At 36.2% G+C, this 11,143-nt stretch carries 13 protein-coding genes; 3 read left to right on the forward strand and 10 right to left on the reverse strand.

Going from position 1 to position 11,143, the window contains the following annotated elements; genetic code table 11:
* Positions 1-410: 410 nt before the first annotated feature.
* The 5 genes from CUU66_RS21845 to CUU66_RS21865 form a co-directional block, all read right to left on the reverse strand.
* A complete protein-coding gene (locus tag CUU66_RS21845) occupies positions 411-1,169 on the reverse strand; it encodes a phosphotransferase (RefSeq protein WP_101645513.1) in 759 nt (252 codons plus the stop codon).
* Positions 1,170-1,179: 10 nt separating this feature from the next.
* The gene (locus CUU66_RS21850) at positions 1,180-1,890 is read right to left on the reverse strand and encodes an SDR family oxidoreductase (RefSeq protein WP_101645514.1); all 711 of its coding nucleotides are present in this window, start codon (positions 1,888-1,890) and stop codon (positions 1,180-1,182) included.
* Between the two features lie 516 nt (positions 1,891-2,406).
* Entirely contained in the window at positions 2,407-3,210 is an 804-nt protein-coding gene (locus tag CUU66_RS21855) for a GNAT family N-acetyltransferase (protein WP_101645515.1), read from the reverse strand.
* A gap of 448 nt (positions 3,211-3,658) precedes the next feature.
* Positions 3,659-3,868 (reverse strand): hypothetical protein, encoded by a 210-nt coding sequence (locus CUU66_RS21860; RefSeq protein ID WP_101645516.1) that lies wholly within the window; start codon positions 3,866-3,868, stop codon positions 3,659-3,661.
* Between the two features lie 416 nt (positions 3,869-4,284).
* Positions 4,285-4,680 (reverse strand): hypothetical protein, encoded by a 396-nt coding sequence (locus CUU66_RS21865; protein WP_101645517.1) that lies wholly within the window; start codon positions 4,678-4,680, stop codon positions 4,285-4,287.
* A 322-nt stretch (positions 4,681-5,002) separates the two neighbouring features.
* On the opposite strand from CUU66_RS21865, the gene CUU66_RS21870 reads away from it, so the two are divergent.
* Positions 5,003-5,905, forward strand: coding sequence for an alpha/beta fold hydrolase (locus CUU66_RS21870; protein ID WP_101645518.1), 903 nt, complete (start codon positions 5,003-5,005; stop codon positions 5,903-5,905).
* Between the two features lie 418 nt (positions 5,906-6,323).
* Here CUU66_RS21870 and CUU66_RS21875 read toward each other — a convergent pair whose 3' ends face one another.
* Entirely contained in the window at positions 6,324-6,584 is a 261-nt protein-coding gene (locus CUU66_RS21875) for a hypothetical protein (RefSeq protein WP_101645519.1), read from the reverse strand.
* A gap of 118 nt (positions 6,585-6,702) precedes the next feature.
* Between CUU66_RS21875 and CUU66_RS23835 the strand changes: the two genes are divergently transcribed.
* Complete coding sequence (locus tag CUU66_RS23835; RefSeq protein WP_142383762.1) at positions 6,703-6,861, forward strand: GrpB family protein; 159 nt, start codon at positions 6,703-6,705, stop codon at positions 6,859-6,861.
* Positions 6,816-7,229 (forward strand): GrpB family protein, encoded by a 414-nt coding sequence (locus tag CUU66_RS21880; protein WP_142383763.1) that lies wholly within the window; start codon positions 6,816-6,818, stop codon positions 7,227-7,229. The genes CUU66_RS23835 and CUU66_RS21880 overlap by 46 nt, the downstream gene beginning before the upstream one ends.
* Before the next feature lie 992 nt (positions 7,230-8,221).
* Here the strand turns inward: CUU66_RS21880 and CUU66_RS21890 are convergent.
* From CUU66_RS21890 to CUU66_RS21905, 4 genes are all read right to left on the reverse strand, one after another.
* Positions 8,222-8,524: a DUF2653 family protein gene (locus tag CUU66_RS21890; RefSeq protein WP_101645521.1), complete on the reverse strand. Its 303-nt coding sequence runs from the start codon at positions 8,522-8,524 to the stop codon at positions 8,222-8,224.
* A gap of 12 nt (positions 8,525-8,536) precedes the next feature.
* Positions 8,537-9,022 carry a hypothetical protein gene (locus tag CUU66_RS21895; RefSeq protein WP_101645522.1) on the reverse strand — a complete coding sequence of 162 codons (486 nt, stop codon included), beginning with the start codon at positions 9,020-9,022 and terminating at the stop codon, positions 8,537-8,539.
* Between the two features lie 253 nt (positions 9,023-9,275).
* Complete coding sequence (gene purU, locus CUU66_RS21900; protein WP_101645523.1) at positions 9,276-10,178, reverse strand: formyltetrahydrofolate deformylase; 903 nt, start codon at positions 10,176-10,178, stop codon at positions 9,276-9,278.
* A 311-nt stretch (positions 10,179-10,489) separates the two neighbouring features.
* Positions 10,490-11,014 carry a cysteine hydrolase family protein gene (locus tag CUU66_RS21905; RefSeq protein ID WP_180955394.1) on the reverse strand — a complete coding sequence of 175 codons (525 nt, stop codon included), beginning with the start codon at positions 11,012-11,014 and terminating at the stop codon, positions 10,490-10,492.
* Positions 11,015-11,143 lie beyond the last annotated feature (129 nt).

Below are 11,143 nucleotides of genomic sequence, written 5' to 3' on the forward strand. Positions count from 1 at the left end.
TTGTTAAATTAACGCACCCGTTAGATGTTTGGTAAATTAGTTAATAATGTTATATCCGAATGTGGCGGCAACTAGAGAAATTAAGAATAGGGTAACGATAACAATAAAAAAATATTTCATTATCTTATCAGCAATTTTCATATTGTATCCCCCCACGTAAATTGAGAAAAGATTCTTTATAGGATATTCACTTTACTCATATACAAATCCTCTATTTTACACAAGAAAAGGCTGTCGAAGCAGCCTTCCTTATTAAACTAACGCACCCGATAGGTTTAAGTAGATTCTTTCACAATCTTTTCTACGGTCTAAATATTTTGTTACCTATGTTTACTGGTACAAAAAAGGTATCGTCAAGAGACGTTCCCTTTTATTGATAAGCATTTATTTGTTCAATAGGAACCTTACCCTTAAATCCACTCTTCTCCATGTTCACGAATGAATTGAAGTTCTTTTTGATAATGTTCAAGATGCCCTTCATCCACCATCTTTTGAAAAGCAACATCACCTTCACTGGCTTTTCTAATCATTAGTTTACATAATCCTTCTAATCTTAGTAAGACCATTTCTAACCAATACTCATTAATTTTCTCACCATAAGACTCAAAAAACAATCTAACTCTTTGTTTTACTTGGTTAGCATTCAGCACAGAGGATCTACTCAAGGGGATACAAGTGTAAATTGTATATGCAATGTCCCAAAGTCTTGGACCAGGTGCAGCAACATCAAAATCAATAATGCCTATTGGTCTCTTATTTTTAAAAATGATGTTGTATATTGCAAAATCATTATGGCATATAACCTCAAACGGTTGCGGGGTGTTATCTATCGATTGCCAGCTATCATCAAATGAAAAATCACTTATTGAATCATGGTAAAGACGGAGCATTTTTGCTATTTCTGTTAAGACACCATCCGACCACATGTATTGTTTTAAAGGATAATTACCAGCTTCTCCTTCAATATATGATAATATCTCTCTATTTTTTTCATCAATACCTAAAAACTTCGGTGCATATTCAAAACCTTTACTTTCCAAATGCTTCAATAACTCATGAATTTTGACACTATCAGGTTTTAATTCTCGCCGAACAGTATCTCCTGAACGAAATACGCTTGAAACATTCCCTCCTGTTAGCATCTCTTCGTTTTCGTACTGACTTTTCATTAAAATCCCCCTAACATTTTGCTTCATCACTAGCAAGAAAAGCAATAGTACGTGCAACATCTTCTGGTAATCCAATACGGCCCAAAGGGAATTTAGGCAAAAGGTGCTGCCTAATTTCATCATTCATCCAAGTTGAATCGGTTGGTCCAGGGTTTACAGCATTAACCGTAATTCCAATTGATGTAAGTTCTTGAGATATTGACCTAGTAAAAGCTGAAATAGCCCCCTTAGTTGCAACATAAGCCAGATTACCAGGCATAGGTCCTAATTCTTGCCCTGATGTCATATTTATTATTCTTCCTGCATCTAAATCAACCTTTGTAAAACGGCGAGCAAATTCTGAACAAAGAAGGAAAGTGGACCTCATATTAACTGAATAATGTTGATCAAGTATTCTTGCATCTAACTCTAAATAATTACTGCTTATTGAATGGGCTGCATTATTGACCAAGATTGAAGGGGATCCCAGTTTCGTTTGCATTGTATCAAGTATATCGAATGCAGCATTTGCACTTGATAGATCAATTTTTAGGTTTTCACAAAGGACTCCTGTGTTTGTAATCTCTTGTTGGAATTTTTCTATCCAATCAGTATCAGAATTCCAATGCGTAAAGAAAATATTTATTCCCTGAGAAGCTAATTTACGGCATATTGCGGTACCTATATCTCTTTGGTGACTTGCTCCTGTAATTAGAGCATTTTTATTTTGAAAATGAGTCATTATATTTCCCCCTAATTATTGGGGAGTACTGCGATATGGGGTAATAGAGATGTTTTTTTCTATAAAACAAAAAGCAGATCCACAAAGGATCTGCTTAGCTAATGGATTTTTATATAACTCCACACCACGCATCCCCGAGAATGATTTAAACCAATAAATAGACATACTACCCCCATGCAAAAACTATGGGAAAAGCATCTATTTATTGTTTTTAATTATTCATTACAGGGTTTGCCACATGTAGATTCTTAATTCCCCTCTCACAACATCTCTATCACTATCATAATTGTATTAATAGATATATTCAACAACTATTGTTCTGAAATATTTGAATATTTAATCAAGTGCCATTCTATTTTTCTCAAGTACCCTGCCAGTTCTGAAACACCCAAAAGGGTGCCGAAGGAACCCATTGATTTTAAACTAACGCACCCAATAGTTTAAGTACATTTTTTCACAAACTTTCTGCTGATATAAAATGGGTAATTACATTTTACTTTTTTAAATAAAGCAATGTTATTTAAATCCCAGAACCATCCACTCTCCTACCTCTTGAAAACCAATTTTATTGTAAATCAAACCAGCAGTAGGATTATTATAAAATAGATAAACCATTTTCCCTTCACTTATTACATCATTACACAATTCCGAAACTACTTTAGTGGCATAACCATTACCCCGAAATTGAGGTGGCGTAGCAACACCTGCTAAGATAGCAGTTTTATGTCCTTTTGCTTGAATGGAAGCTGTGGATACCATGTCTCCCTTTATTTCAGCATAATACGTTTTGGTGTCTCCATTTATAATTATTTTCATTTGGTTTTTTGTAAATTTGTCTTTATCAGAAACCATAAAAGAATACTCATTGACCCGTTTATATAAGTTATGTAGTCGATAACAGTCATCAAGGTTTTGTATTTTTTTAATCTCTACATTATTTTTTCTAAATTTATTTTTTGGAGAAGTCATTCGTGATATGTATGAATTGCTCTCAAACTCAATTTCCAAGAAAGGCTTAAACTTCTCTATTAAGTCTTTTTTGCCGTTCATTTTATTTGTATTCTTTTGCTTTATAATTTCTATGAATATTTGTACGTCTCTATGCTCATTGGAATAATAGACAATTTTCTCTTTAAAACATAACAGGATTGCTCTTAATTTAAGTTGTTCAAACTCGCCATAGACATTAACGAAACTGGGCTTTATATCTTCTGCCTCTAAATCGCTAATTATTAAACCATTAAACTCACAATCCTCCCTAAGAAGATTTAAAACCATCTCAATATCTTGACTAAAAAGTTCTTTAATAATGCTTCCCACTTTAAATGTCACCTTTCAATTTATATCTGTCACATTAAAAAGAGAGTCTTCTTTTTCTGCATAAACTTCAATACTGGCTTATTATTATCCTTATTTTGCTAAGCTGCCCTTTAGTAGAGCACCAAAAAAGCTGCCATAGCAGCCCCAGCCTTGTTCAACTAACGCACCCCTGCATAAATCATATTACACAATAATTTACACAGTTTTTTCAACCTGCTTCCCTTGGGGGAGTTAGGATAAAGCTGTTTTACTAGTTTTAGTAAGGTTCAGGACTAAGAGCGGAAGTTCTGGGAATTGTACCACTGTGTAACCTCCTTCGACACAGGCACACCAAGGGTTCCAGAAGATTACACAATAAAACTGTGTAACTTTTCATCCGTTTACTGGAACAGAGGTCTATTTTTTTGCTGTATATAATAAAAGAAAAGATATATTCATATTCTTATTTTTAATAATAAAATTCTGATTGAAGAAATTCACTTGGAAATGGAGCTGTTAAATACTCTTCTAAGTTGGAAGGAACAAAATCTGACTCTAATTCTTTTTGTTTAATTTCATGAAAGTCTTTTTGAAGGATATATGTTTGGAGAATCCCGCCATATTCCCCCGTAAGGAAAGAAGAAGATTGAAGGATTAAACCGCCTCCATTATCAAACAAAAAAGCGTCATAATTCTCAAATCTCTTTGATCTTGCTAGGGACCCATTAAACGTCTTTAAACCCTCTTGAATATGACGGTTAGTATCAACTAAACGAAATTGTTAGGTGATGGATAATATGATATTTTCCTTGGTAGAAAACTTGGCGAATATATAATCATACGGTCTATCATCGTCTCTTATGTCTCTTAACGGGAATGTATGGATGACCTTTCCCTTTGATTTTACCTTTTCCATGGCTGACCCAACAATTCAACGGCTCTTGCTATTTTGTCACCAGGGGAGATACCGAAAAAATAAAGCTGCCTGTTGACGGGTTAAAAGTGAAAGCCTTCGAAACATGATCCAGAATTTCAATATCGCCTTTTCCACTCATGGTGGCACCCCTTTTCCACTTTTCAACTTACACATTCTATTTAATTTTTTATCAATACAGCCTTTAAATGTTTAGCATCGCTCAAAACTCCGTAACTTTCCTCTTGAACACTGCTGATTAACTCTGCCTTATTGCCATTAAACCAAATGAGGTAATCATTTATTCTTTCGGGTTCATCTGTATCTGTTCGAATAAATAAACTAACTTTCACATCTTCCCTTCGCGACATACTCGGTACCGAGTTTTTATTCCAGATAATTTTTTTAAATGAACTTCGTATAGTATCAAGTTCTCCCTCATCTGTAATTATCGTTTCTGTACCCGGGTTTTCCTTTACATCTCTTACTTGGGTATCCACTCTTGTCAGTTGGTTTAACTTGTTTCCGCACGCGGTCAGAAGGAATACACAAACCAATAGAATGCTATATTTCCGCATGTTCATCCCCCCCTTGTGATACACAAAAAGGCTACCGGAGCCGCCAATTTGTAATAGTTATTTACTAATTAACACTAAAGATTCTGATTTACTATCCCAGTTTTCAATGGCTTCTATTTTATCCTTTTTGTCAGGTACCTTACACCCAACCGTACATGAACTATTACCGTAACCTTCACCATTAATAGAAGAGATAAAATGAATACGATAATACCTAACCCAATATTCATCCAGCCAACTCCCTTCATCCTAATTTTACCATCCGCAGGCGAATTGACGTATAATTTATATATCAAATTTCCCAAAAAGGGAGACTACTAATATGAAGGGTAAATTAATTGAGATTAGAGGTAAAAAACTTTATGTAGAATGTTATGGTTCGCATGATAGTCCAGCTGTACTTTATCTTCACGGTGGTCCCGGTGAAAGCTGCTATGATTTTTCATACCACCAATCAAGAAGATTGGAAGGTCGTTTTCGATTGATTGCTATTGATCAAAGAGGAGTTTGTCGGTCAGAAGCAATAAAAGATGACGAAGTATTTGGATTAGATGACTTAATTGAAGACTGTGAAGCGTTAAGAAATCATCTAAATATCAAGAAATGGTCACTTATTGGGCATTCTTTTGGAGGTTTTCTTTCACTGTTATATGTGTCAAGATATCCTCATTCTATTAATAAGGTTGTTTTCGAAGGTCCCACTTTCGACTTTGAACTAACAGCGAGAAGTTTAATTAGAAGAACAGCAAAATTACTAAAAAAACATGGTCAACCTGAATTGCATGATAGAGGGTTAGCTCTTGCAGATAGTAATTTGCCAATTCGGGAACTAACTGAGAAGTATATGGAGTTAAGTGATGAATTAGGAGAAAACCGTATGGAAATTTATAGGCACAACCATAGTAATCCCACAGATTACTACTCTTTTTACTCCGAAGAAGAATGGGATGAATTCTATGATAAATCAGAAGTGCACTATAACCTCCTACGCGAAGAGGGTGAAATTTTTCATTCATTACTTCCTACAATTAAACATGTAACAAACCCTATGTTATTGGCTATTGGAAAGTATGATGCTGCCACTTGTGAAAAACACATTGAAATCTTTAAAAAGGATGCTATTGATGGTAAGATACATGTTTTTGATCACAGTGGGCATACGCCTCATTACGAAGAAGCTGATAAATTCAAGGAAATCGTAATTGCATTTTTATCCCCACAGTAGACCGCAAATTTCATTGTGGTCTTTTTAACTCATCTTCTTGTCGAGTTGGGATTCTAGCATTATCTTGATTTTGCTGTTGTCCTTTAACTTGCTAGTGTTGTTTGCCTTTGGCATAGGAGAGGATAAATAGGAATTTGCCGATAGATTCCATTAGGAGCTTCATTTATTATTTGGGGCATCCTATATCTTATTCAATTTGCACGTTCTTCCAAAACGTGGAGGCTGGCTTGGTCTATTGTAATAAATATGGAAAGTATTTTTTCCTCCTTTAGGATGAAAACAGTTTTCAGGATCTATTTAGTTAGCTATAGAACTATTCAATCTATGCCATTAACTTATTTATACGCATTCTTGCCTTTAGGGACGTTACTCCTTTTTCAGATTACTTACGTAAATTGATTACTCTTCCCCAGACCGTTCACGGCTGATTCCAAAACAGCATAGCTAAAGCTGGAAGGATCACGGAAAATAAAAGGACGAAAAAGTTACCAATAATGCCAGCCACCTTTAAGACACCTCTCTTACTCAGGAAGGCCGCAATTAATCCGATCATCGGGAGGATGATTGCCATACAAATCCATACTCCCCCAGAAAATGAATTCTCATTAAAAAACCAGTTTGCGTAACCATAAATAGAAATTATACTTATTACAACAGAAATTAAACCGAGCTTTTTCATTTTCCGCCCCCTTTTGTTAAAATTTTAACACAATTTTAAACATTCTAATTGCTCAATTAACATTTTCTTGGCAAATATTTAAAATTTACGATGGATTATATCGAAAAGGAGGTGTCCAATGAAACTTCATATAGAGATAAGTGATTACAATGAAAAATGGTCAGACATATTTTTTGAAATAAAACGAGTGATCAATCATGCTCTTGGAGATTTAATCAAAGATATTGAAATGTGGGAAGTACCGCTGTCGAAGGGCTTAGCGAAAAACCAGTCGTAGACATCGATATTGTGATCAGTAAAGACGAACTCTTGCCTTGTGTCATCCAAAAACTTGAAAAGATCGGATATTTTCACCAGCCAGAATGGAGTATTGAAGGCGGAGAAGCTTTTGGCAGAAGAGATTCATGTACGCCGTGGGATGGTTTAGGAACAAAGTGGATGGAACATCATCTGTACGTCTGTCCTTTATGCAGTCCAGAACTTGCAAGGCATATACCATCAGGGACTATCTGCGTAAACATCCGGAGGCAGCCGTTGAATATGACTGCCTTTAAAAGAAATTTAGCAGCAACCGCAAAAGACCGGACAGCTTATACCTCCGGGAAGTCAGAGTTTATCTTAAACATTTTAAGGAGCCTTACTTAAGTTTTAAGAGCTCTCCGTCAGGACTATGTGGATAATATTCTATTATTTTGTAATGAAGGACGAAACGCGGAAAATTACAATGGGAAAAGTCCTTCATAAAGGTGATGAAGGACGAAACGTGGAAAATTACAAAGAGAAAAGTCCTTCATAAAGCTGATGAAGGACGAAACGTGGGAAATTACAAAGGGAAAAGTCCTACATAAAGGTGATGAGGGACGAAACTTGGTAAATTACAATGTGAATAGTCCTTCATAAAGCTGATGAAGTACGAAAAGTAGAAAAAGAGAAAGAAAAAAGTCCTTCATATACTATATAACGTGGGACATATCCAATTTTTCGGTACTGATTCATCATTACTCGTAAAAACCATCGATGAACTCCTGCTATTTTAAGCTTTTTTCCCAAAATTTCTTTAATCTATTTTTAGAATGGATTAAATTACACCTCCCCCTTCACACCCTCAAGATCGCACAATTCTGCGCATAAATGAAGAGTCAACTAATCAGTCAAGGACTCTTACATGTAAAGCCTCCCCTCTCAGCTAATGATTCCACCTATAAATCCAATAAAATAAGACGGCCCCATAAAGAATTAAAATGAAAAAGATACCCCAGTATATTTTATTCTCGGAATGTATTGGCTTACGATAGGCAGCCGGGACAAAAAATTCGCCGATGTGGTCAAAAACACGTGGATATACCCAATATAAAGAAAAGGAATCCCAGTAGCCCCATCCGTTTTTAAAGCGGATAAAGCCCCTGCGATCTTTTAGCAGAACTTCGAAGGAAAATACGATGCTCAGGACACTATAGAAAAAAGGAAAGGTGTGCTTATTAGGCCTGAATCGGATCAATAATAGGATCAGGTCCCATAAACATATCTCCCGTTTCAAGGATTCTATTCTTTTAGTCTTGGTTCATATCAATAGTTCATACGGTTCTTTTTTCCTGCCATAAAAAAACAAGCCTTGAACCAAACAAGGCTTGCCTGTGTTAATAAGAATTATTTACCTGGATTACTGCTGCAATGCCATCCTCTTCTAAATAAGAGAATTTAACATGCAGGCTGTCCGGCCTAAACTGATGGTATTCCTGCAGGTAATCGGCAACTGCATCAATCATATCCTGTTCATCGAACCGCAGCGTGCGGCCATAGGCTAAGGAGGAAGCTGAAAACCCATACTCCTGGTCATAGCCCAGATCTGCCTGCACCTGTTCCGGCGGAATGTTCTCCCTTAAAGAGGTGTATACACAAAGGCTGTCAATCAAATCCTGTTCGTTAAAAAGTATCTCCATCCCCTATGCTCCTTAATAATATCGTCTATTTCTTGAGAATAATCTTCTAAATAGCTTGAAAACAACCACTATTAACAAAATGTCCAGAAGAATCCCGAAAAATGAGAATCCATGTGAGGCTCCATAATACATACCGCCAAACGGATGAAGCATGTGGGTCAAGAATGCTCCCGCTCCAAACGCTGCAGCATGGGAGAAGAAACTGCCGGTTCCGGAACGTCTTGGAAGTGTAGCTCGATTATACGTGGATCCTCTCGTTACACTCCGGGATGGGCTCCTATATCCTGAATTATAGCTGCCGCTGCTTCTGGATGGAGAGCGATAACCGGAATTATAGCTCCCGCGGGACGACCTGCTTCTTGTTTGGATCACATTGGAAGTACTCTTGGTTGTAAAACTAGGGTCAGTTGATTTACTGGCGCTGAAACTTCTCGCTTCCGTCATATCTGGAATGGCGAGTGCAAACACAAGCATACATACCAGCAATATTTTTTTCATGGGTAAGACTCCTCTCTGGTTGCTATACGGATTATTACCCACTTTTCAATGCTGGTATTCTTAATATGGTAGATTTTGATTATATGACTCGTTATTGTGTTTTATCATAAAACAACAAAGGAATTTTAATTTTATATAGAATATAAGAATCAACTATATATTGAAATACGAGAGGTTCTTATGAAATTAGATGACAAAAAGAGAAAAATACAAATGAAATATAGAGAGAAAGTATATATTCATCTACAGTGTTTTAATTGAAGACAACAGTTTTACTTTTGTGTATAAGTACTCGATCTTCTAAATGCCAAGCCACCGCTCTCGCTAAAACACTGCGTTCGACAGATCGTCCTAATCTTTTTAAATCCTCTGCATTGTGGTTATGGTTGACACGTAGCACATCCTGTTCAATAATAGGCCCTTCGTCCAGATCATCTGTCACATAATGTGATGTTGCTCCAATAATTTTCACTCCCCGTTCGTATGCTCTTTCATAGGGCTTCGCACCTACAAAAGCAGGTAAAAAGGAATGATGGATATTGATAATTCGTTCAGGTTGACTAGAGATGAACGTAGGTGAAAGAATTTGCATATAGCGCGCCAACACGGAAACATCTATTTCATATTCCTCTAGAAGTTTTAATTGTTTTTGTTCCGCCTCATTTTTCGCATCTTTTGTCACTGTTATATGATAAAAAGGGATGCCAAACTGTTCTACTGTTGGACCGAGGTCGGGGTGGTTGCTGATTACTACGGCAATATCAGCAACCAAGTCTCCTGCTTGCCATTGCCACAAAAGCTCCATCAGACAGTGGTCTTCACGAGAAACGAATATAGCCATTTTTTTAATATCATAGGCATAGGCAAAGCGCCAATCCATCCTGAACTGGTTTCCGATAGCAGCAAAGGCCTCTTCTAGTTTTTCTTCTTGTCTCTTAAGATCTGGCAAAATAAATTCTATTCGCATAAAGAAGAGCCCGCCTTCGGGATCTATCGAATATTGATCAGATTGTACGATATTAGCTCCGTACTCATACAAAAAGTTTGAAACGGCCGCAACGATACCTGGCTGGTCCTTACAGGATATCAACAACCGTGCACGATCTTTGTTAGTTTGCCGGAATAATTCTACTTTTCTATCTCTTAATTCTTTCATTTTTACCTCCAAAGCTTTATGTTCTTTCTGTTCACCCAAAATAAACATCCCACTTATGGATATACAGAGTAAGTAATGAATTGAAATTTTTTTTAATAAGATGCTAGTATATGTATTTAGACAAAACTTAGTTCGCCTAAGATGTGTCAATGGTAACAAAAAAGCAAGTAAAAGGTCCAATGATTTTTTTTAGGCTTTGTTAAATGTTAATGTTGATATTTCATCAAAAGAAAAGAACCCATTTATGAGTTCTTCTTGTAAGCTTCTTCTTCATCTACTGCACCCGTTAGTTAAAATACATCACTTCACAATCAGCTATTAAACGTAATATCCTTACTTGGGGAAACAGCAGCAAACCAACGTAATACTCCGTTATGATGGTTTATTATTTGTTGGGCAGAAATGTCTTCTGAATCCCAAGTGCTGTGTGTATCTGAAACTAAAGTGATTTTATATTCCATACTAAAAGCTCTTCTACAAGTTGTATCCACACACGCTTCTGATTGAATTCCCGTAATTATTAAATGTTCAATCCTTTGTTTTTTCAACTCATTTTCTAAAGAAGTATTAAAAAATGAATCAGGAGTAGCTTTTTGTATAATGACATCTTGATTGTTTGGGGTGATATCAGGATGTATCTCCCACCCTTTCGTTCCGTACTCTAAAGGGTGTCCAGCAGCTCCATTATGCTGTATATAGAAAATTGGTGTCTCCGAAGAGCGTGCCTGAACGATTAGTTCTTTTAAATTTTTTAGCAGTCTATCTCCGTCATACACAACGTTACCTTCTTGAAACATCCCGTTTTGAACGTCTATAACCAGTAGTGCTTTTTTCATTATTCTCCCCCTCATCATTTCTTTAAATAGATTCTACTTTTTATTTTCTATTTCCTTCTTCAACTAACCTCCCTCAATAAACAAAGTGAAAACTCACGTTTTCTCCAGTATTCTCAGTATTTTATAGAA

The sequence above is a fragment of the Peribacillus deserti genome, assembly GCF_002863585.1.
GTDB classification, from domain to species: Bacteria; Bacillota; Bacilli; order Bacillales; family DSM-1321; genus Paraperibacillus; species Paraperibacillus deserti_A.

Coding starts and splice junctions, on each gene's coding strand:
- CUU66_RS21845 (WP_101645513.1), bottom strand. CDS start 1,169: ATGAAAAGTCAGTACGAAAACGAAGAGATGCTAACAGGAGGGAATGTT.
- CUU66_RS21850 (WP_101645514.1), bottom strand. CDS start 1,890: ATGACTCATTTTCAAAATAAAAATGCTCTAATTACAGGAGCAAGTCAC.
- CUU66_RS21865 (WP_101645517.1), bottom strand. CDS start 4,680: ATGCGGAAATATAGCATTCTATTGGTTTGTGTATTCCTTCTGACCGCG.
- CUU66_RS21870 (WP_101645518.1), top strand. CDS start 5,003: ATGAAGGGTAAATTAATTGAGATTAGAGGTAAAAAACTTTATGTAGAA.
- CUU66_RS21875 (WP_101645519.1), bottom strand. CDS start 6,584: ATGAAAAAGCTCGGTTTAATTTCTGTTGTAATAAGTATAATTTCTATT.
- CUU66_RS23835 (WP_142383762.1), top strand. CDS start 6,703: ATGAAACTTCATATAGAGATAAGTGATTACAATGAAAAATGGTCAGAC.
- CUU66_RS21890 (WP_101645521.1), bottom strand. CDS start 8,524: ATGGAGATACTTTTTAACGAACAGGATTTGATTGACAGCCTTTGTGTA.
- CUU66_RS21895 (WP_101645522.1), bottom strand. CDS start 9,022: ATGAAAAAAATATTGCTGGTATGTATGCTTGTGTTTGCACTCGCCATT.
- purU (WP_101645523.1), bottom strand. CDS start 10,178: ATGAAAGAATTAAGAGATAGAAAAGTAGAATTATTCCGGCAAACTAAC.
- CUU66_RS21905 (WP_180955394.1), bottom strand. CDS start 11,014: ATGAAAAAAGCACTACTGGTTATAGACGTTCAAAACGGGATGTTTCAA.